Annotated in this window: 18 protein-coding genes; 9 read left to right on the forward strand and 9 right to left on the reverse strand. The window is 61.2% G+C overall.

From position 1 onward, the window contains the following. Positions 1-2 precede the first annotated feature (2 nt). From AB4O41_RS03170 to AB4O41_RS03205, 8 genes are all read left to right on the forward strand, one after another. Entirely contained in the window at positions 3-947 is a 945-nt protein-coding gene (locus AB4O41_RS03170; RefSeq protein ID WP_460146170.1) for a DUF58 domain-containing protein, read from the forward strand. Further along, complete coding sequence (locus tag AB4O41_RS03175; RefSeq protein ID WP_007901179.1) at positions 944-1,438, forward strand: DUF4381 domain-containing protein; 495 nt, start codon at positions 944-946, stop codon at positions 1,436-1,438. Before AB4O41_RS03170 ends, AB4O41_RS03175 begins: the two co-directional genes overlap by 4 nt. Beyond that, complete coding sequence (locus tag AB4O41_RS03180) at positions 1,431-2,510, forward strand: vWA domain-containing protein (protein WP_460146171.1); 1,080 nt, start codon at positions 1,431-1,433, stop codon at positions 2,508-2,510. The genes AB4O41_RS03175 and AB4O41_RS03180 overlap by 8 nt, the downstream gene beginning before the upstream one ends. After that, the gene (locus AB4O41_RS03185; protein WP_460146173.1) at positions 2,507-4,243 is read left to right on the forward strand and encodes a vWA domain-containing protein; all 1,737 of its coding nucleotides are present in this window, start codon (positions 2,507-2,509) and stop codon (positions 4,241-4,243) included. The genes AB4O41_RS03180 and AB4O41_RS03185 overlap by 4 nt, the downstream gene beginning before the upstream one ends. Further along, positions 4,240-5,874, forward strand: coding sequence for a BatD family protein (locus tag AB4O41_RS03190; protein WP_460146174.1), 1,635 nt, complete (start codon positions 4,240-4,242; stop codon positions 5,872-5,874). The genes AB4O41_RS03185 and AB4O41_RS03190 overlap by 4 nt, the downstream gene beginning before the upstream one ends. Before the next feature lie 136 nt (positions 5,875-6,010). Further along, positions 6,011-7,255, forward strand: coding sequence for an exonuclease SbcCD subunit D C-terminal domain-containing protein (locus AB4O41_RS03195; protein WP_460146176.1), 1,245 nt, complete (start codon positions 6,011-6,013; stop codon positions 7,253-7,255). Further along, a complete protein-coding gene (locus AB4O41_RS03200) occupies positions 7,252-10,893 on the forward strand; it encodes an AAA family ATPase (RefSeq protein WP_460146178.1) in 3,642 nt (1,213 codons plus the stop codon). Before AB4O41_RS03195 ends, AB4O41_RS03200 begins: the two co-directional genes overlap by 4 nt. Then, entirely contained in the window at positions 10,890-11,486 is a 597-nt protein-coding gene (locus tag AB4O41_RS03205) for a glutathione S-transferase (protein ID WP_460146180.1), read from the forward strand. Before AB4O41_RS03200 ends, AB4O41_RS03205 begins: the two co-directional genes overlap by 4 nt. 29 nt (positions 11,487-11,515) lie before the next feature. Here AB4O41_RS03205 and AB4O41_RS03210 read toward each other — a convergent pair whose 3' ends face one another. The 9 genes from AB4O41_RS03210 to AB4O41_RS03250 all read right to left on the reverse strand — a co-directional run bounded on the left by AB4O41_RS03210 (position 11,516) and on the right by AB4O41_RS03250 (position 18,489). Then, positions 11,516-11,773: a hypothetical protein gene (locus tag AB4O41_RS03210; protein WP_460146182.1), complete on the reverse strand. Its 258-nt coding sequence runs from the start codon at positions 11,771-11,773 to the stop codon at positions 11,516-11,518. Then, complete coding sequence (locus AB4O41_RS03215; RefSeq protein WP_460146184.1) at positions 11,770-11,982, reverse strand: hypothetical protein; 213 nt, start codon at positions 11,980-11,982, stop codon at positions 11,770-11,772. Before AB4O41_RS03215 ends, AB4O41_RS03210 begins: the two co-directional genes overlap by 4 nt. A gap of 115 nt (positions 11,983-12,097) precedes the next feature. Beyond that, positions 12,098-12,223 carry a hypothetical protein gene (locus AB4O41_RS03220; RefSeq protein ID WP_460146186.1) on the reverse strand — a complete coding sequence of 42 codons (126 nt, stop codon included), beginning with the start codon at positions 12,221-12,223 and terminating at the stop codon, positions 12,098-12,100. Positions 12,224-12,429: 206 nt separating this feature from the next. Further along, entirely contained in the window at positions 12,430-12,609 is a 180-nt protein-coding gene (locus AB4O41_RS03225; RefSeq protein ID WP_019650041.1) for a hypothetical protein, read from the reverse strand. A gap of 155 nt (positions 12,610-12,764) precedes the next feature. Next, positions 12,765-13,940, reverse strand: a complete 1,176-nt coding sequence (locus tag AB4O41_RS03230; RefSeq protein WP_460146188.1) for a lactonase family protein — start codon at positions 13,938-13,940, stop codon at positions 12,765-12,767. After that, positions 13,927-14,223, reverse strand: a complete 297-nt coding sequence (locus AB4O41_RS03235) for a DUF5629 family protein (protein WP_038984082.1) — start codon at positions 14,221-14,223, stop codon at positions 13,927-13,929. The genes AB4O41_RS03230 and AB4O41_RS03235 overlap by 14 nt, the downstream gene beginning before the upstream one ends. A 200-nt stretch (positions 14,224-14,423) precedes the next feature. Next, positions 14,424-16,004, reverse strand: a complete 1,581-nt coding sequence (locus AB4O41_RS03240; protein ID WP_460146190.1) for an aldehyde dehydrogenase (NADP(+)) — start codon at positions 16,002-16,004, stop codon at positions 14,424-14,426. 10 nt (positions 16,005-16,014) lie between these two features. Next, positions 16,015-17,007, reverse strand: a complete 993-nt coding sequence (gene araD1, locus AB4O41_RS03245; RefSeq protein WP_460146192.1) for an AraD1 family protein — start codon at positions 17,005-17,007, stop codon at positions 16,015-16,017. A 159-nt stretch (positions 17,008-17,166) separates the two neighbouring features. Then, on the reverse strand, positions 17,167-18,489 hold the full coding sequence (locus tag AB4O41_RS03250; RefSeq protein WP_460146193.1) for an MFS transporter: 1,323 nt from the start codon (positions 18,487-18,489) through the stop codon (positions 17,167-17,169). A 193-nt stretch (positions 18,490-18,682) separates the two neighbouring features. Between AB4O41_RS03250 and AB4O41_RS03255 the strand changes: the two genes are divergently transcribed. Continuing rightward, positions 18,683-20,419 carry an IlvD/Edd family dehydratase gene (locus tag AB4O41_RS03255; RefSeq protein ID WP_460146195.1) on the forward strand — a complete coding sequence of 579 codons (1,737 nt, stop codon included), beginning with the start codon at positions 18,683-18,685 and terminating at the stop codon, positions 20,417-20,419. Positions 20,420-20,461 lie beyond the last annotated feature (42 nt).

The following is a 20,461-nucleotide window of genomic DNA, read 5'->3' on the forward strand; positions in this document are numbered from 1 at the left end:
CGATGAACGCCCTCTTGCCGCCCGAGCCGGGCATCCATATCAGTCTTTCCGAGCTGATCAAGATGCGTCATCGCGTGCGTGAAGTGCAGTTGTTTTCCACGCCGAGCCAGCGCAGCCCGCTGATCGGTCTGCACCACTCAAAACTGCGCGGGCGCGGGGTGGACTTCGATCAGGTGCGGGTCTATCAGGCCGGTGATGACGTGCGAAGCATCGACTGGCGCGTCACCGCCCGGACTCAGGAGCCCCACACCAAGCTGTTCCATGAAGAACGCGAGCGACCGATTTTCATCATGGTCGAACAGAGCTGCCGGCTGTTTTTCGGCTCGGGGCTGATGTTCAAGTCGGTGCTCGCCGCCCAGGCCGCCAGCCTGATTGGCTGGGCCGCACTGGGCCACAACGACCGAGTCGGCGGGCTAGTGTTCGGCGACAACGAACACTACGAAATCAAACCGCGACGCAGCAAACAGAGCCTGCTGCAATTGCTCAACCGCCTGGTGCGGGTCAATCAGTCGCTGCACACCGAACGCGAACCCGACCGCGACGCTTTCGGCATTGCCTTGCGTCGCGCCCGTGAAGTGTTGCGTCCCGGTAGTCTGGTGATCGTGATCTGCGACGAACGCGCCTTGTCCGACGGTGCCGAGCAGCAGTTGAGCCTGTTGTCACGTCATTGCGACCTGTTGCTGCTGCCTGTGTCCGATCCGCTGGATCACGCCCTGCCCGCTGCCGGGCTTTTACGCTTCGCGGAACGGGGGGCGCAGCTGGAACTCGACACGTTGAATTACGACTTGCGCCAGGCCTATCGCGCACAAGCGGAAGCGCGTATCGCCCGCTGGGAGCTGCTGGCGCAGAAACTGCGGGTATTGCTGATGCCTTTGAGCACCCAAAGCGAAATGGTCGAGCAACTGCGCGAATACCTGAACCCGCAGCGTCCGGGGAAAGGTCGATGAGCAGCCTCGATCAACTGCAACCGCTGATTTCCCCGCCACCGATCGGCTTCTGGCCGCCGGCGCCGGGCTGGTGGCTGCTGCTGTTATTACTGCCATTGATCGGTTTCGGCCTGTGGCAGTTGCGCCGTTTCATTCCGAACAAGCGCCCTATCGTCCGCGCCGAACAACCGCTGGACCCTGTGCGTCTCGCGGCGCTGGCCGAACTCGCTCGGATGCCCAAGCCCTACGACGGCGCCCCGGCGGGTGCATGGCTGCAGCAACTCAACGGGTTGCTCAAACGCCTGTGCCGCAACCATTACCCCTACAGCCAGAGCCACACCCTTAACGGGCGCAAATGGCTGGCATTCCTCGATAACCGCTGCCCGGCCGCCGGCCTCACGCGCTGGATGGTACTGGTGGAAGGCGCCTACAAACCCGAATGCAAACTCGACGACAAGGCCATCGCTGGCCTGACTCAAGCCGTCGACACCTGGATTCGCAAACATGTTTGAGTTCGCCTGGCCGTGGATCTTCGCCCTGCTGCCACTACCGTGGCTGATGCGGGTGCTGCTGCCGGTGGCCGACAGTGGCGAACCGGCGCTCAAAGTCAGCTTCCTCAACGACCTCGAAAGCCTCGCTCGTCGCCGCGCCCGAGCGAATCTGCCGGCGTGGCGTCAGCAAGCGCCGTTCATTCTGCTGTGGCTGTTGTTGCTGATCGCCGCGTCGCGCCCGCAATGGCTCGGAGAACCCCTGCCGGTTGCCGCCAGTGGCCGCGATCTGCTGGTGGCGGTGGACGTGTCCGGCTCGATGGATTTTCCCGACATGCAGTGGCAGGACGAAGACGTCAGCCGACTGTCGCTGGTGCAGCATTTGCTCGGTGATTTTCTCGAAAGTCGCGACGGCGACCGGGTCGGGTTGATCCTCTTCGGCAGCCAGGCCTATCTGCAATCGCCACTGACCTACGACCGGCACACCGTTCGCGTGTGGCTCGATGAAGCGCGAATCGGCATCGCCGGCAAGAATACCGCCATTGGCGATGCCATCGGCCTGGCCCTCAAACGCCTGCGTCAACGCCCGGCACAAAGCCGTGTGCTGATTCTGGTCACCGATGGCGCCAACAATGGCGGCGAGATCGACCCGCTGACCGCCGCACGACTGGCGGCCAACGAAGACGTGAAAATCTACCCGATCGGTATCGGCGCCGACCCGGAGCAAAGCGGCACCCTGGGATTCCTGGGCATAAACCCGAGCCTGGACCTCGACGAACCGGCCTTGAAAGCCATCGCCCAAGCCACCGGTGGCCAATACTTCCGCGCCCACGACGGCGAGGAATTGCAGGCGATCAAGCGCACCCTCGACCAACTGGAACCCGTGACTCAACAACCCACCCAAGCCCGCCCGGCCCAAGCGTTGTATCACTGGCCTTTGGCGATGGCGCTGCTGTTGAGCATGCTGCTGGTGATCCGCGAGCGCTGGCCGGACAACCCGTTGCAACGGCTGTTTACCAAAGAGCGGTTTCTGCAATCGCAACTGCCCGACTGGCGTCAGCGACTCAAACGCCTGCGTCTGCGGAGGCGCCGATGATTGCGCTCTGGCCGCACTGGTTCCGTCCTTGGTGGCTGCTGTTATTGCCGCTGCTGGGTTGGCTGCTCTGGCAACTCTGGCATCGGCAGAAGCGCGCAGGCCGCTGGCAAATGATTCTGCCCCCGGCCTTCCATGCCGCGTTGCTCAGTGGTGGCAGCGGTCGCGAAAGCAAACTGCCATGGGTCGCTCTGGGCCTGGCCTGGGTGCTGACCGTGCTGGCCCTGCTGGGGCCGAGCTGGCAGCGCGTCGAACAGACCAGCCAGAAACCCGCCGACCCGCTGGTGGTGTTGCTTGAGCTGACCCCGGAAATGCTCGCCACCGACATTGTGCCGAACAGGCTGGAGCAAGCCCGGCGCAAGCTGTTCGACCTGCTGCAACACCGTAGCGACGCGCAGACCGCAATCATCGTCTACGCCGGCAGCGCTCACACCTTGGTGCCACTGTCGGATGACCTGTCGACCAGCCGCAACCTGCTGGATGCGCTCAAGCCGTCGCTGATGCCCCAGGCCGGTCATCGTGCCGATCTGGCGGTGGCCAAGGCCCTTGCGCTGCTGGATCAGGGCGCCCTCGGCCAGGGTCGGATCCTGCTGATCGGTTCGTCGCTGGCGGAACAGGAGCGCCAAGGGATTCGTCAGGCGCTGGACGACAAGTCCACGCCCTTTCTGATGCTCGGTATCGGCACCGCAGAAGGTGCGCCGGTCGCACAGGACGACGGCAGTTTCCTCAAGGATGACCTGGGCGCAATTCTGGTGCCGCGTCTGGACGGCCCCAGCCTGAAGGCCTTTGCCAACGGTCTGGGTGGACGTTACCGTCAGGCGCGTCTGGACGATGCCGACCTGCGCGGTCTCGGCCTGCTCGACGGCCCACGGGATCTTCGCAATGACGGCCAGACGCTGCGTCTCGACACCTGGGCCGATCAGGGTTACTGGCTGCTGCTGCCACTGTTATTGCTGGCCGCTTGTGCCGGGCGCCGCGGCTGGTTGTTCTGCCTGCCGCTGCTGTTCCTGCTGCCGCAACCGAGTTACGCCTTCGATTTCGAAGACCTGTGGCTGCGTCCCGATCAGCAGGGCCTGCACTTGCTCAAACAAAAGCGCCCGGCCGAGGCTGCGCAGCATTTTGAAGATGCTCAATGGCAAGGCGTGGCGCTTTATGAAGCCGGCGACTACAGTGGCGCCGCTCAGCGGTTTGCCGAAAGCAATGACGCCCACGCCCACTACAATCGTGGCAACGCCCTGGCCAAAAGCGGTGAGCTGGAAGCGGCGCTGGATGCTTACGAACAAGCGCTGGAACGTCAACCGGATCTGCGCCCGGCCCTGACCAACAAGGCACTGGTGGAAAGTCTGCTCAAACAGAAGGCCTCAACGCCGCCCGTTGAGCCGGACAAAACCGCCGAGGGCAAAACCGAAACCATCACCCAGGAACCGCCGCCGGGCAGCGCCACCCAACCCAGCAATGGCGAGCCGAAAACCGACGCCGAGCAAACCACGCCGGACGCCGAGCAGCCGCCCACGACGCCACCGCAACCGGGCGCCAATGAAGTCCCGGGCAGCGAGTTGGGCGATGAGCAAAGCACCACGCCACCACGCCACCCGGCCAGCGACATGATCGAAGGCGAACAGCGCCAGGCGCTGGAGCAATGGCTGCGCAAGATCCCGGATGACCCCGGCGAACTGCTCAGACGCAAATTCTGGTACGAACAGCAACAACATCAGGATCAGGAAAAAACTCGATGACCCGCTTCACCGCCTTTTTGCTCGCACTGTTGCTCTGCACCGTTCAGGCCCAGGCTGCGGAGCTGGTCGCCAGCGTCGATCGCAGTCGCCTGAATTCCGGCGAGACGGTCGAACTGACCCTGGAAACCAGCGACGTGACCCAGTTCGGCAAACCCGACCTGACCCCGCTGGAACCGCTGTTCGAAGTGCGCGGCACCCGCCAGGTCAACCAACTGAACACCCTCAACGGCGACACCCAAGCGACCACGCGCTGGATCATCACCCTGCTGCCCCGGCAAAACGGCAGCGTGGTGATTCCGTCGCTGCAACTGGGCGACGTCCAGAGCCAGCCGATAACCGTGCAGGTGATCGAGAGCGAAACCCAGGACAGCAGCGACGCACTGGCGCCGGTGTTCATCGAGGCCAGCCTCGACCAGAACAGCGTCTATGTGCAGGCCCAGGCGATCCTGACCTTGCGCATCTACCATTCGGTGTCCTTGTACGACGACAGCAGCCTGACTCCGTTGCAGATTCCCGATGCGCGCATCGAACAGCTGGGCGAATCGCGCACCTACGAAAAAGTCATCAACGGATTACGCCATGGCGTGATCGAAATGCGCTACGCGATCTACCCGCAACACAGCGGTGAATTGACCATTCCGGCACAGATGTTCAGTGCCACGCCGGTCGATACCCGGCCGTCCCAGGACGCAACGGGGCCGAAACCGGGCAAGCAGATGCGCGTCAAATCTGCCGAGATCCCGCTGATGGTCAAGGCCAAACCCGGCACGTATCCGGCCGATGTGCCCTGGCTGCCGGCCCGCAGCCTGAGCCTGAGCGAAAGCTGGAGCCCGGAACCGGACCATTTACAGGTCGGAGACTCGCTGACCCGCAGCCTGACCCTGAACGCCGAAGGCCTCGCCAGTTCCCAATTGCCACCGTTGCCCGCCACCGAGATCAACGGCCTGCGGCGTTACCCGGATCAACCGGTGCTGGGCAACCAGAGCAGCGAACGCGGCTTGATCGGCAGTCGCGAGGACCGTGAAGCTCTGGTGCCGACCCGCACTGGCAACATTGATTTGCCGAGTGTTGAAGTGGTCTGGTGGAACACCTTCGAGGATCACCTGGAACACAGCAGCCTGCCGGCCCGTACACTGCAAGTGGCGAGCAATCCAAGCCTGATCGTCGATACCCCGGCGGGCAGCCCGCAGGCGATGTCCGGCGCCAACAACGAAGCCCTTTGGTGGTGGAAACTCAGCACCGTGATCCTGGCCTGCACCACCCTGCTGGGCTTCGGCCTCTGGTGGCGCGCCCGCTGGCAACCGGCGATCCTGCGAGCGGCGCAAACCGGCCCGAGCCCACGCACCTTGCTCGACGACCTAAAACGCGCCTGCCAGGCCAACGATTCCCACGCCACCCGCCAGGCCCTCGACGCCTGGGCCCGGCAACAACCGGAAACCCTGGCCGACATGGCGGCGCGTTTTGTGCCGCTGTCCGATGCCCTCGACGGTCTGAACGGCGCGCTGTACAGCGAAAGCGGCCAGTACTGGCAGGGCGAAGATCTCTGGCGCGCGATTCGTGCGATCCCGACGGCCGAAGGGGTTCAGGATCTGGTTGGCGATACCGGGTTGCCGCCGCTTTATCCCAAATAGAGCACACCAATCTCCTGTAGGGATCGTGACATCCCGCCGAATCCGTGTCCCTTTGCACATTTGCCAGTAAACTCTCCTCCCTTTAGTCGCTGTCATTTTCTTCGCGGCCATTACCTTATTTCCTACGGAGTACGCCTTGCGTCTGTTTCACACCTCCGACTGGCACCTTGGGCAGAACCTGCATGGCCAGGAGCGCGATTTCGAGCACGCCTGCTTTCTTGACTGGCTGCTGCGCCAGCTGAAGCTGGATCAGCCCGATGTGCTGCTGATCGCCGGCGATATCTTTGACACGGTCAACCCGCCGGTCAAAGCCCAGGAACGCCTTTACGACTTCATCGTCAGTGCCCACGAACAGCAACCGTTGCTGACCATCGTGATGATCGCCGGCAACCACGACTCCGGCTCGCGAATCGAACTGCCCGCGCCGTTGATGCGACGCTTGCGCACTCATGCCCTCGGTCGCGTGCTGTGGCTCGATGACGGTCAACTGGATGCCGAACGCCTATTGTTGCCGTTGCCTGATGCCAGCGGCGAAATTGCCGCCTGGTGTCTGGCGCTGCCGTTCCTGCGCCCTGCCGAGGTGACCGGTGCGCATTTAGGCGATAACTACTTGCGCGGCATCGGCCAGGTTCATGAATGGCTGATCGAAGCTGCGAATATCAAGCGCAAACCGGGCCAGGCGCTGATCGCTATCAGCCACGCGCACATGGCTGGCGGTTCGGTTTCGGAAGACTCCGAGCGCAGCCTGATCATTGGCAACGCCGAAGCCCTGCCCGCCAGCCTGTTCGGGCCGAGCATCAGTTACGTCGCCCTCGGGCATTTGCACAAGCCGCAGAAGGTCAACGGTGAAGAGCGCATCCGCTACTGCGGCTCGCCGATTCCGTTGTCGTTCTCCGAGATTAATTACCAGCATCAGATCCTGGACATTCAGCTCGATGGCGAAACATTGGTCAGCGTCGAACCGCGCCTGATTCCGCGTTCCGTCCACTTGCAACGCCTCGGCTCCGCGCCGTTGGCGGAGATCCTGCTGCAACTGGCCGACCTGCCCAACATCGACCTGCTCGCCGATATCCAGCGTCAGCCGTGGCTGGAAGTGCGGGTCCGTCTCGACGAACCGCAACCGGACCTGCGCCATCAAGTGGAAACGGCGTTGCAAGGCAAGGCTGTGCGACTGGTGCGGATTGCCGCCGAATACGCCGGCAATGGCAGCCGCGACGGCGTCGATGACGGCACAACCTTGATTGAACTGGATCAGCTTTCGCCCCAGGAACTGTTCAGCCGCGCCTGGCAGGACAACTACGGTAGTGAGGTCGACGAGCAAACGCTCAAGGACTTCGCCGAGCTGTTGCAGGACGTGCAGATGGAGAGCGAACAGCCATGAAAATTCTCGCGATCCGCCTGAAAAACCTCGCCTCCCTGGCTGGGCCGTTTGAAATCGACTTCACCGCTGAACCCTTGGCCAGTGCTGGCCTGTTCGCGATTACCGGGCCGACCGGGGCCGGTAAAAGCACGCTGCTCGACGCTCTGTGCCTGGCGCTGTTTGGCGCCGTGCCACGCCTGAACAACACCGGTCGCGACGCCAAGGTCCCGGATGCCGATGGTGAAATCGGTACTGGCGACCCGCGCACCCTGCTGCGTCGTGGCACCGGCGAAGGTTATGCCGAAGTGGATTTCGTCGGCATCGACGGTCGCCGCTATCGCGCGCGCTGGGAGGCCAATCGCGCCCGGGAAAAGGCCGGCGGCAAGCTGCAAGCCAGTCGCCAGAGCCTGCGCGACATCGATCAGGATCAACTGCTGGCCAGCCAGAAAGGCGAATACAAAGCGCAGCTCGAAGCCGCGCTGGGCCTGAACTTCGAACAGTTCACCCGCGCCGTCATGCTGGCTCAGAGCGAGTTCAGCGCCTTCCTCAAGGCTGACGACAACGACCGCAGCGAACTGCTGGAAAAGCTCACCGACACCGCGCTCTATACACGTCTCGGTCGCCGCGCTTTCGACAAGACCAAAGAAGCTCGCGAAGCCCATAAGTTGCTGCAGGATCAGGCTACTGGGGTCACACCGCTGTCGCCGGAAGCCCGGGCCGAACTGAATGAGCGCTTCAATGACGCTCAACAGCAACTCAAGACCCAGCAGGCGCAGCTCAAACAGTTGGAGTTGCAACACACCTGGCTCAAGGAACTGCGCCAGGTGCAGGACGCGCAACAGAGCGCCACCGAGCAACTGCACTCCGCCCAGCAACACTGGAACAGCCTGGCCGGCGAGCGCTTGAAGCTGACCCGCCTGGAGCAACTGGCCCCGCAACGGCATCAGTTCGCACGCAAGACTGAACTCACCGCCCAGCTCGCGCCATTGGCGGCGCAGATTCAGCAGCACACGCAACAGCAAAGCGAGCTGACCGAGCGACAGACTCAACTCGAACAGAGCCTGAGCACCGCCCAAACGGCGCTGACCCAAGCGCAAAGCCAACACAGCTCCAGCGCGCCCCTGCTGCGTCAGGCCTTCGAAGAGCAAAGCACCCTCGCCCGTCTGGTCAAGGACGCCAGCCTCAGTGCCGACCTCAAGCAGCAGGCGGAACAAGCCTGCTCTCAGGGTCAGGGCACGATTCAGAGTTTGCTCGACCAACAGAAACAGGTCGCAGAACGGTTGCAGCGAATTGCCGGTGAGCTTGAGCAAAGCACTCATCTGGCGCCGTTGAGCGATGCCTGGAACGCCTACCGCGATCGCCTGCAACAGCTAATGCTGATTGGTAATCGCCTGAACAAAGGCCAGGCCGAACTGGCCGCTCTGGAGCAAAGCGCCGCCCGCGCCGCCGAGGAACTGGCCACCCAGCGCCAAAGCCTTGAGGTGCTGTACAAAGAGGCTGGCGCCGAGCCTGAAGCAGTGGCCGAGCAGATTCAGATCCTCGGCAGTCTGCTGCAAGACAACCGCAAGCAACTGCGGGCCTTTGAAGAACTGACGCGACTGTGGGCCAGCCAGCAGGAACTGGACAAACGCGGTGCCGAGCTTCAGCAGCGGCAACTCGCCGCTCAGCAAGATCGCGATCGTCTGACCCAGGACGGCGTGAAAACCAAGGCCGAGCTGACCGTCGCCGAACAGACCCTGACCGTCACCCGCGAACTGCTGGAGCGTCAGCGTCTGGCGCGCAGTGCCAGCGTCGAAGAACTGCGCGCGCAGTTGCAGGACGATCAGCCATGCCCGGTTTGTGGCAGCCCGGACCATCCTTATCATCAACCCGAAGCCTTGCTGAAAAGCCTCGGCCGGCATGATGAAAGCGAACAGGCCAACGCTCAGAAAGCCGTCGACCTGCTCAAGGAAAAACTCACGGATCTGCGTGCCGAAGTCGGTGGTTTGATTGCTCAGCAAAAGGAATTGCTGCAACAGCAAGATCAACTCGCGAGTCAGCAACAAGGCTTGACGCCGAGCCTGGAAGCGCACCCGCTGTCCGCGCAGCTATTGGCGCAGGACGCAAGTAAACGCGATACCTGGCTGACCCAACAAAGCAGCCAGTTGAATCAGAGCATCACGCAGGATGAACAACGGCAAACCGCCCTGCTCACCTTGCAACAGGATGCCGCACGCCTGGCGCAACAACTGCGCAGCGCCGAAGCGGCGAGTCAGCAAGCAACACAGCACCTGATCAACCAGCAACGTGAATTGAGCAGTGATCGCCATCGTCTGGACGAAGAACTGAAGACGTTCAGCACCCTGCTCCCCGCCGACACGCTCGAGGCCTTGCGCAACGAACCCGCCGCGACCTTCATGCAGCTCGACCGGCAGATCGTCCAGCGTCTGGAACAACTCGACCAGCAGCGCGAAGAACTCAGCGAACAGCAACAGCGCCAGCAGACGCTGGACAAAGAACAGTACCAACAGCAGACCCGCATCCAGCAACAGGAAGCTGCGCAGCAGCAGTTCACGGCGCTGGCCGGGCAGCAACAGGCTTGCCAGGAAAAACTGACGCAACTGCTGGGCGAACATGCCAGCGCCGAACAGTGGCAGCAGCAACTGGATCAGGCCGTCGAGCAGGCGCGCACTGCCGAAGCGACGGCCAATCAGGAATTGCAAGCCGTGCGCACGTGCTTGGTGCAACTGGCCGCTGAACTCAAAGCGCAGCAGGAACGTTCACAGGCTCTGGAGACTGAAGATCGCGAGCTGAGCGGCAAAATTGCCGACTGGCGTGCGCAGCATCCAGAGCTGGACGACGGTGGCCTGGAAGATCTGTTGAGCGTCGACGACCAACACGTCAGCGAACTGCGTCAACGTTTGCAGCAGAGCGAAAAAGCCATCGAGCAAGCCAAAGTGCTGTTGCAGGAGCGCGATCAGCGCCTGCTCGATCATCAGGCGCAGCACAACGGCAATCTCGATGCCGAACAACTGGCCACGACGCTGGCCGAGCTGCAAAACCTGTTCGCCGCCAGCGAGCACCGCTGCGCCGAATTGCGCGCCGAACAGGCCGAGGATCAACGTCGACAGAACGCCAATCAGGCGCTGGCGCAACAAATCGCCGACGCCTACGCCGAGTATCAGCGTTGGGCACGTCTGAATGCGCTGATCGGTTCGGCCACCGGCGATACCTTCCGCAAAATCGCCCAGGCGTACAACCTCGATTTGCTGGTGCATCACGCCAACGTCCAGTTGCGGCAACTTGTGCGGCGCTATCGGTTGAAACGCGGCGGCAGCATGCTCGGGTTATTGGTGATGGACACCGAGATGGGCGATGAACTGCGCTCGGTGCATTCGCTGTCCGGCGGCGAGACGTTCCTGGTGTCGCTGGCGTTGGCGCTCGGTTTGGCGTCGATGGCGTCGAGCACGCTGAAAATCGAATCGCTGTTCATCGACGAAGGCTTCGGCAGCCTCGATCCGGAATCCCTGCAATTGGCCATGGACGCCCTCGACGGTCTGCAAGCGCAGGGCCGCAAGGTCGCGGTGATTTCCCATGTGCAGGAAATGCATGAACGGATTCCGGTGCAGATTCAGGTCCGCCGCCAAGGCAATGGCCTGAGTACCCTGGAGGTGAAATGAGTACGCTGTATTCGTTCCGCCGCTGCCCCTACGCCATGCGCGCACGCATGGCCCTGCGGTATTCGGGGGTTGCGGTGCAGATCGTCGAGGTCAGCCTCAAGGCCAAACCGGCCGAAATGCTCGCACTGTCGAGCAAAGGCACGGTGCCAGTGCTGAGTGTGGATGGGCGGGTGATCGATGAGAGCCTGGAAATCATGCACTGGGCATTGGCGCAGAACGATCCGCAGGACTGGTTGCTCAAGGATGATCCGCACGGGCAACAACGCAGCGCCGCACTGATCGAAGAGAACGATCAAGTGTTCAAGGTGCACCTGAATCGCTACAAGTACGCCGAGCGTTATCCCGAACAGCCGATGGCGTTTTACCGGTCAGAGGGCGAGGTGTTCCTGCGCAAGCTGGATGAATTGCTGGAGGGACGCGACTACTTGCTGGCCGGGCACCCGAGCCTGGCGGATATCGCCCTGATGCCGTTCGTGCGGCAATTCGCCCACGTGGATCGCGAGTGGTTCGGGCAGACGCCTTATGTGCGGTTGCAGGCGTGGTTGCAACGCTTCATCGAGTCAGACCTGTTCACATCAATAATGAAGAAATAACCGAGCCCCTGTAGGAGCGGGGTGAACATTCATGCCAATACCGCGCACATCCCCAACGCCGAGCAATCCACCTGGAACGGCCCGAAGAATTCGCCATTGGATTTGCTCGGCGGATTCCCCACCAGCAGCTCCAGGGCCTTGGCCGTCTGAATGTTGTGGGTGATGTTGTGGTTGCATTCGATGGCCCGCGCCACCGACCCCGCCGAGCCCTGCCCGATCCCCAACAAAGAAGCGCCATTGGTCATGAACGCCAGGAAGGCGATGACCCAGAGTTTGCGTCCTTTCATGCCCCCACCACTCCCGCCACGTCGGCGTGATCGACCATTACGTTTTGAGCACGGTGCTCGAATTGAATGGCGGGATAAGCGACCTGGATCGGTACTTGAAGGCTTTGTTGCGACTGCGCCGAAAGGCTGACGACCAACACCATAGCCACGTAAAGACCGATGGCCAGGTAGGCGCCGTATTTGGCAGAAGTGATGATTGCGCTGGCCATGATGTTCTCCGTGGGCATGTTTCAGTGCCCACAGAATCAATCAAAAAACAGAAGATAACTAGCGACCTTTATCCATAGTAGCTATCAGTTTTATTGATCATGAACCCAGCGTGTTTCAGTCCTCGATAAAACTCATCAAGCGCTCGCGGGCCGCTTCCGGCTCGTTGGGAAGGGGCTCGGCGGCCGATAGAATCGGGGTGGAATAGAGAAACAGGAGAACCACTGCCAGACGCATCGCCATGCTGTCGATCCTTTTAGGGAAGGAGTCAAAAAATCAGCGCCAAATTTAAACTCATGGCCATGTGATATCAAGCAATACCTTGATAGCAATATGATGCTGTCGTAAACGCGTTATGCAGGAGCGACATCACTTCGACGCTTTTCGACGCCTTACAGGTCGATCGGCAAGTGACTTCGCTCCTGCATAAAAGGTGCAGGGCTTACAGTTCAGTGTTGGGTTTTGTGGTCCAGCGCGGCGTAGAAGTTGGCGCTCTGTTGCAGGTATTTCTGGGTGTAGCTTTGGGTGTGGGATTTTTTGTCGCTGATTTCAACGTTGGCGCTGGCTGGCAGTGCAACGGTGGCAGAGATAGCGGAAGCGGCGATGACGGAGAAGAGATTGAAGTTCATGGCGGTATTCCTCGATTCAGTTGGCTTGCTTGCCCGATGGGGCCGTGAAGCAAACTTAACTCCCGAGGGTCGGCGCCTTGAAATGCTTTGTAGCATTAGCCGATATCAGCCTCATTAATAGAAGGTTGCAGGCCCCATCAACCGGGGCCTGCGGTCTATTGACGCACCAGGAACTTAAGATCGCTCGGGGCATCCATCGGCAGTTTCTGCACGGTTTTACCCAACAGACCGGTCTTGGCGTCGCGCTCGACGACGACAATCTGGTTGCTCTTCTGGTTGGCAATCAGCACAAACTTGCCACTCGGGTCGAGGCTGAACTCGCGCGGGTGATCACCGTCCACGGAGCGGCGCTGAAGCTCCTTGAGGTGGCCGGTCGCCGGGTCGATGGCGAACACCAGCAACTGATTGGTGGTGCCACGGTTGCTGACGTAAAGGAACTTGCCATCGGCCGAGGCGTGAAGCGCAGCCGCAGCCTTGCCCGATGTCGGCAGACCCGCTGCCAGATCGACCATCTGCGTTTGCTCAAGCGTGCCGTCGCGGTAATCGAACACCGCAACCTGCGCGCTCATTTCCATGGTCAGCCAGGCGTGTTTGCCATCGGCACTGAACAGCAAGTGTCGCGGCCCGCTGCCGGGCGGCAATTGAACGGACGCCGGCTTGGCGGCGGTCAACGGCAGTTCCGGATTGGCCTTGGGATCGAAGCGATAGACGAAGATCTTGTCCGCTCCCAAGTCGTTGGAAAACACGTATTGGCCATCCGGTGATGAAACCACCGAATGCACGTGTGCTGACTTCTGTCGTTCAGGATTGACCCGGCTGGCCGGATGACTGCTCATCTGCACAACGGGTTTTAGCTTGCCATCGGTGCCCACCGGTAACACCGCCAAGGTGCCGCCCGGGTCTTCAGCCACCGAGTAGTTGCTGACAAACAAATGGCTGGCATCGCCGCTGACGCTTGAATGCGTCGGCTCGTTACCCAGGGTTTGCACCTGGCTGATCAGGCTCAACTCATGGGTCTTTGGATCGATCGCATAGCTGCTGACACGACCCACCGGATCGGCCTGCCCCGGGCCGTTTTCGTTGACCGCGAACAAGCGATGTTGATCCTTGGACACAATCAGCCAGGACGGATTGGCGCTCTTTACCACTTGCAGGGGTTTGGCGTCGATCTGCCCGGTGCGGCTGTCGAAGTTCAGGCGATAAATCCCCTGGCTCTGACCAGAGGTATACGACCCCACCAGCAACTCGTAACTGTCCGCCGCGGCCGCGTGCACACCCATTGCAGCGACACTGCCGGCCATCAACAGTGGCCAGAGGTTACGCATCCTCATTCGTTTCGTCCTCATCGTCACCACCGCCGAACGCTTCCATAGGCACCAACCGGTGCTCGCCGGAATCGCCGGTAATGATCCAACTCTTCAAGTCGGGATCAAAAGTCGCCGCCGCGATCTGCGCCACGCTGAACTCCCAGCGCTTGAGCGCCCGACCGTCCATGCATTCGATGTGCAGGTTATCGTCCTCATCGAGAGAAAAGTCGAAAGCGTGCAGCCCATCGATTTCCAGCATGTCGCAGTGTTCGAGGGCATTGATCAAGGTGTCGTTTACGGCAGTCATGGCAGTCAATCTTTGAATGGAAAAAAGCAATGATAGCTCAATGTGGAAGCGGGCTCGTGTCGGTCACAACACTCGCACACGACACTGATCACATGTGGGAGCGGGCTTGCTCGCGAAGGGGCCGCCACATTCAACATCAATAGAGACTGACACTCCGCCTTCGCGAGCAAGCCCGCTCCCACAGGGATTGCGTTTAACCGTTAGAGGGCATCACGCGATGGCTTGCCATCGACCAAGCGTTGGATGCGCAGCGGATTGCCATTTTTCAGCGCTTCCGGCAGCAGGCTGTCGGGGTAGTTCTGGAAGCACACCGGGCGCAGGAAACGGTCGATGGCCAGGGTGCCCACCGAGGTGCCGCGCGCATCGGAAGTCGCCGGATACGGACCGCCATGAACCATCGCGTCGCAGACTTCCACGCCGGTCGGATAGCCGTTGAGCAAAATCCGCCCGACCTTCTGTTCCAGCAATGCCGTCAGCTCGCCGAACTGTTCAAAGTCCGCCGGTTCACCGATGATCGTTGCCGTCAGCTGCCCATGCAAACCGTTCAACGCGGCACTGAGTTGCGCCTGATCCGCCACTTCGACGAACACCGTGGTCGGGCCGAATACTTCCTCTTGCAGCACTTCATCGCCATCGAGCAACAGGCTGACATCGGCCTTGAACAGCTGCGGTTGCGCTTGATTGCCTTGTTGCGGGTTGCCGGCCAAGTGCTCGATTTTCGGATGTGCGAGGAGCTTCTGCAGGCCTTTGCCATAGCTGCTCAACGTACCGGCATTGAGCATGGTTTGCGCCGGTTGATCGCCAATCAGCCCCGCCACCTGCTGCACGAACGCGCTGAACTGTGGCGAACGAATGCCGATCACCAACCCCGGATTGGTACAGAACTGACCACAACCCTGCACCACCGAAGCCGTAAGGTCACGAGCGACGCTTTCAGCCCGAGCTTCCAGCGCGTGAGGCAGCACGATCACCGGGTTGATGCTCGACATCTCGGCAAACACCGGAATCGGCTGCGCACGTGCCGCGGCCATGTCGCACAGCGCACGGCCACCCTTCAGTGAACCGGTAAAACCGACCGCCTGAATCGCCGGGTGCTTGACCAGCGCTTCACCCACCCCGCCGCCGAAGATCATGTTGAACACACCGGCCGGCATGGCGGTTTTCTCGGCGGCGCGGATCACGGCGTCGGCCACCCATTCAGCGGTCGCCATGTGGCCGCTGTGGGCCTTGAACACCACCGGGCAACCGGCGGCCAATGCCGAAGCGGTGTCGCCCCCCGCCGTGGAAAACGCCAACGGAAAGTTACTCGCGCCAAACACCGCGACCGGCCCGAGGCCGATACGGTACTGACGCAGATCCGGACGCGGCAATGGCGTGCGCTCAGGCAGCGCCCGATCAATCCGTGCCCCATAGAAATCACCGCGCCGCAGCACCTTGGCGAACAGACGCATCTGGCCGCTGGTGCGACCACGCTCACCTTGAATACGGCCCGCCGGCAATGCGGTTTCGCGGCAGACCACGGCCACGAACTCATCGCCCAACGCGTCCAGTTCATCGGCAATCGCATCGAGAAATTGCGCACGTCGTTCAGCGCTCAGGCTGCGATAGGCCGGGTAAGCAGCGGCGGCAGCCTTCGCGGCGGCGTCGACTTCTTCAAGGGTGGCCTGATAGAAATCGTGGGGCAAAGCCTCGCCAGTGCTGGCGTCGACGCTCTGGAGTTTGACGGTGCCAGTAGCGCTGCGCCGACCGCCAATGTAGTTGTGGCCAAGAATCCGGGTCATGGGTGTCTCCTTAAAGTGTGCCGACGGTGCCGGGTTCAAACGCCGCTTCAACGGGCTCAATGCCGTTGATCAAGGGCGCGCCGAACTCGGCCTGGCTGATCTCGAACACATCACCCGGCTGGGTGCGGATGCCGTCAGCGAAGGACAGGGTCGCGGTGCCGAAGAAGTGAATGTGCACGTCACCGGGGCGCAGGAACTGGCTGTACTTGAAATGGTGATACTCGAGGTTTTCCAGGCTGTGGCACATGTTCGCTTCGCCACTGAGGAACTCGTTCTGCCACAGCACTTCACCATCGCGCAGGATGCGGCTGGTACCGGCCAGATGCTGGGGCAATTCGCCGACCCGAAGCTCCGGGCCATAGCTGCAACTGCGCAATTTCGAATGGGCCAGATAAAGGTAACTCTTGCGCTCCATCACATGATCGGAGAACTCGTTGCCCACCGCGAAACCGAGGCGATACGGTTTGCCGTCGTGGCCGATCACATAGAGACCGCTGAGTTCAGGCTCCTCCCCCGCATCTTCGGCGAACGGCGGCAGTGGGAACGGTTTGCCCGGTCGCACAACGATGCTGCCGTCGCCCTTGTAGAACCACTCCGGTTGCACGCCGGCTTGGCCGGTCGCGGGTTTACCGCCCTCCACGCCCCACTTGAAGATGCGCATGGTGTCGGTCATGGCGGTTTCGTCGCCGGCCTGCTGATGCATTTTGTCCCGGGCCGAAGCGCTGCCCAAATGAGTCAGGCCAGTGCCGCTGACCAGCATGTGCGCCGGGTCCGGGTGATCCAGCGGCGGCAGGATTTGCAGATTGGCCAACAGCGCTGGATAGTCGTGGCTGATGCCCAACCCCAGGGTTTGAACCTGCTGCTCAAGATTGACGCCCGCCTCGATCGCCGCCAGCGCCAGATCCCGCACCGAGCGCGCATCCTGCACTTCGCGCACCAGGCCGTCCTCGACCACGCCGACGCGGCGTTCGCCGTTACTCAATTCGAACTGAACTAAACGCATGATTTTCTCCTGTAAAACAATTCTTCAAAGCACCGAAAACCCCTGTGGGAGCGGGCTTGCCCGCGATAGCGATCTGTCTGGCACATCAATGATGAATGTGCCGCCGTCATCGCGGGCAAGCCCGCTCCCACAAGGTTGGTGGTGGTTGCCTATTTCGTGTCAGATACGGGTAGCCCCACGCGCACTGGCTGCAAATTCATCGGCCGGCAGCACGTGTTTACGCTCCAGCAGCCGATAAACCACACCCGTCAGCACCAAACCGAACACCATCACGCAAGACAAGAAGTACAACCCCGACGCCAGATTGCCGGTGTATTCCTTCAGCGCACCGATCACGAACGGACCGATGTAGCCGCCGAGGTTGCCCACCGAGTTGATCAACGCGATCCCCGCCGCCGCACTGGCACCGGCGAAGAAGCGACCCGGCAAGGTCCAGAACACTGCGGTGCAGGAAAACAGAGCGAACGCCACCAGGCACAGTGCCGCCAATTGCAGCACCGGCACCGACAGCCAGGCGCTGAGGAACAGACCGATGGCGCCTAGCACATACAGCACCGCCAAATGACCGTAGCGATCATTCAAGCGATCGGAACTGCGTGGAATAATCAGCAAACCGATGATCCCGAAGATGTACGGCACCGATGACACAAACCCGGTCACCAGGTCAGTGCCACCGAACTGCTTGATCAACGTCGGCAACCACAAACCGAGACCGTAGATGCTCAGGGTCACCGGCAGATAGAACAGCGCCAGCAGCAACACACGTTTGTCCTTCAGCGCATGCAGCGGATTGCCGTGGCGGGTCTGGCCGTATTCTTCCAAGTCCTTTTTCAGCTCGCCGGTCAGCCAGTCTTTCTCAGACTGGTCCATCCATTTCACCTGTTGCGGGCCGTCCGGCAGGTAACGCAGCACTGGCCAGGTCAACAGGATCGCGGGAGTGCCGATGACGATGAACAGCCACTGCCAACCGTGCAGCCCAAGAGTCCCGTCCATGCCCAGCAAGCCGCCGGACACAGGGCCGGTGATCATCATCGCGATGGGTTGGGAAAGGATGAACAACCCGAGGATCTTGCCGCGATGGCGAATCGGAAACCATTGGGTGATGTAGTACAGAACGCCCGGGAAGAACCCGGCTTCGGCCGCGCCGAGCAGAAAGCGCATCACATAGAAACTGTTCGGTCCCTGGACGAACGCCATACCGATGGTGATGGCGCCCCAGGTGACCATGATCCGCGCGAACCAGCGCCGGGCTCCGAAGCGGTCGAGCATCAGGTTGCTGGGAATTTCCAGCAGGAAGTAGCCAATGAAGAACAGCCCGGCACCCAGGCCATAAGCCGCGTCACCCAGGCCGATGTCGGCGCCCATGTGCAGCTTGGCGAAACCGACTGCGGAGCGATCCACATAGGCGATCAGGTACAGCAGGATCAGGAAGGGAATCAGTTTCAGCGTGATGCGGCGAATAAGCCGCAGTTCCTGGCTCATGAGTTCGGTCTCCGATTGTTGTTGTTATAGAACCTCGGGGGACGCCTCTCGCAGAAAACCGCCAGGGCCATCCCTCCGTTGAAAATGACTATATAGTAATACTATTTAACCAACAACACTTCCAAACAGTCGAAATTGCGCTTATGTTACGCCGTGACCCGCACAATATAGTCATACAATAAGAGAACCGATCATGTCTGATAAGAAACCCACCCTGCGCTCCGCCCAATGGTTTGGCACCGCCGACAAGAACGGCTTCATGTACCGCAGCTGGATGAAGAATCAGGGCATCGCCGACCATCAGTTCCATGGCAAGCCAATCATCGGCATCTGCAACACCTGGTCGGAACTGACCCCGTGCAACGCGCATTTCCGGCAGATCGCCGAGCACGTCAAGCGTGGGGTGATCGAAGCCGGCGGCTTCCCGGTGGAATTCCCGGTGTTCTCCAACGGCGAATCGAACCTGCGCCCCACTGCCATGCTTACCCGCAACCTGGCGAGCATGGACGTCGAGGAAGCCATACGCGGTAACCCGATCGATGGCGTGGTGCTGCTCACCGGTTGCGACAAAACCACACCGGCGCTGCTGATGGGCGCGGCCAGTTGTGACGTGCCGGCGATCGTCGTCACCGGTGGACCGATGCTCAACGGCAAGCACAAGGGCCAGGACATCGGCTCGGGCACGGTGGTCTGGCAGCTCAGTGAACAGGTCAAGGCTGGCACCATCACCATCGACGATTTCCTCGCGGCCGAGGGCGGCATGTCACGCTCGGCCGGCACCTGCAACACCATGGGCACGGCGTCGACCATGGCTTGCATGGCCGAAGCCCTCGGCACTTCCCTGCCCCACAACGCCGCGATTCCAGCGGTCGATGCGCGCCGTTATGTGTTGGCGCACATGTCCGGTATGCGCGCAGTGGAAATGGTGCGCGAAGATTTGAAACTGTCGAAGATCCTGACCAAGGAAGCCTTCGAAAACGCCATCCGGGTAAACGCCGCCATCGGCGGTTCAACCAACGCGGTGATTCACTTGAAAGCCATCGCCGGGCGCATCGGTGTCGAGCTGGATCTGGATGACTGGACCCGCATCGGTCGCGGCATGCCGACCATCGTCGACCTGCAACCGTCCGGGCGCTTCCTGATGGAAGAGTTCTACTACGCCGGCGGCTTGCCCGCGGTACTGCGTCGCCTCGGCGAAGCCAACCTGATTCCGCACCCGAACGCCCTCACCGTTAACGGCAAAACCATCGGCGAGAACACCAAGGACGCGCCGATCTACGGTCAGGACGAAGTGATCCGCCCCCTCGACAACCCGATCCGCGCCGACGGCGGCATCTGTGTGTTGCGCGGTAACCTGGCGCCACTCGGTGCGGTGCTCAAGCCCTCCGCCGCGAGTGCCGAATTGATGCAACATCGCGGGCGTGCTGTGGTGTTCGAGAACTTCGACATGTACAAGGCGCGGATCAACGATCCGGAACTGGACGTGGATGCCAATTCGATTCTAGTGATGAAGAACTGCGGGCCGAAGGGTTATCCGGGCATGGCCGAAGTCGGCAATATGGGGTTGCCGGCCAAGCTGCTGGCCCAGGGAGTGACCGACATGGTACGGATTTCCGACGCACGCATGAGCGGCACAGCGTACGGCACGGTTGTTCTGCATGTGGCACCGGAAGCGGCGGCTGGTGGGCCTTTGGCGACAGTGAAGGAAGGCGACTGGATCGAGCTTGATTGCGCCAATGGGCGCTTGCATCTGGACATTCCGGATGCAGAGCTGGCGGCGCGCATGGCGGATCTACAGCCGCCACAGCAATTGATCGTGGGCGGTTATCGTCAGTTGTACATCGATCACGTGCTGCAGGCGGATCAGGGTTGCGACTTTGACTTCCTGGTTGGTTGCCGCGGGGCCGAGGTGCCACGCCACTCTCACTGACACCATCAATCTAATAATGTGGGAGCGGGCTTGCTCGCGAAG

Source organism: Pseudomonas sp. S2_A02 (assembly GCF_054668495.1).

What these genes read in the sequence shown, in the direction of transcription:
- AB4O41_RS03170 (WP_460146170.1), top strand. Translation starts at nt 3, where the DNA reads ATGAACGCCCTCTTGCCGCCCGAGCCGGGCATCCATATCAGTCTTTCC.
- AB4O41_RS03175 (WP_007901179.1), top strand. Translation starts at nt 944, where the DNA reads ATGAGCAGCCTCGATCAACTGCAACCGCTGATTTCCCCGCCACCGATC.
- AB4O41_RS03180 (WP_460146171.1), top strand. Translation starts at nt 1,431, where the DNA reads ATGTTTGAGTTCGCCTGGCCGTGGATCTTCGCCCTGCTGCCACTACCG.
- AB4O41_RS03185 (WP_460146173.1), top strand. Translation starts at nt 2,507, where the DNA reads ATGATTGCGCTCTGGCCGCACTGGTTCCGTCCTTGGTGGCTGCTGTTA.
- AB4O41_RS03190 (WP_460146174.1), top strand. Translation starts at nt 4,240, where the DNA reads ATGACCCGCTTCACCGCCTTTTTGCTCGCACTGTTGCTCTGCACCGTT.
- AB4O41_RS03200 (WP_460146178.1), top strand. Translation starts at nt 7,252, where the DNA reads ATGAAAATTCTCGCGATCCGCCTGAAAAACCTCGCCTCCCTGGCTGGG.
- AB4O41_RS03205 (WP_460146180.1), top strand. Translation starts at nt 10,890, where the DNA reads ATGAGTACGCTGTATTCGTTCCGCCGCTGCCCCTACGCCATGCGCGCA.
- AB4O41_RS03210 (WP_460146182.1), bottom strand. Translation starts at nt 11,773, where the DNA reads ATGAAAGGACGCAAACTCTGGGTCATCGCCTTCCTGGCGTTCATGACC.
- AB4O41_RS03215 (WP_460146184.1), bottom strand. Translation starts at nt 11,982, where the DNA reads ATGGCCAGCGCAATCATCACTTCTGCCAAATACGGCGCCTACCTGGCC.
- AB4O41_RS03220 (WP_460146186.1), bottom strand. Translation starts at nt 12,223, where the DNA reads ATGGCGATGCGTCTGGCAGTGGTTCTCCTGTTTCTCTATTCCACCCCG.
- AB4O41_RS03225 (WP_019650041.1), bottom strand. Translation starts at nt 12,609, where the DNA reads ATGAACTTCAATCTCTTCTCCGTCATCGCCGCTTCCGCTATCTCTGCC.
- AB4O41_RS03230 (WP_460146188.1), bottom strand. Translation starts at nt 13,940, where the DNA reads ATGAGGATGCGTAACCTCTGGCCACTGTTGATGGCCGGCAGTGTCGCT.
- AB4O41_RS03235 (WP_038984082.1), bottom strand. Translation starts at nt 14,223, where the DNA reads ATGACTGCCGTAAACGACACCTTGATCAATGCCCTCGAACACTGCGAC.
- AB4O41_RS03240 (WP_460146190.1), bottom strand. Translation starts at nt 16,004, where the DNA reads ATGACCCGGATTCTTGGCCACAACTACATTGGCGGTCGGCGCAGCGCT.
- araD1 (WP_460146192.1), bottom strand. Translation starts at nt 17,007, where the DNA reads ATGCGTTTAGTTCAGTTCGAATTGAGTAACGGCGAACGCCGCGTCGGC.
- AB4O41_RS03250 (WP_460146193.1), bottom strand. Translation starts at nt 18,489, where the DNA reads ATGAGCCAGGAACTGCGGCTTATTCGCCGCATCACGCTGAAACTGATT.
- AB4O41_RS03255 (WP_460146195.1), top strand. Translation starts at nt 18,683, where the DNA reads ATGTCTGATAAGAAACCCACCCTGCGCTCCGCCCAATGGTTTGGCACC.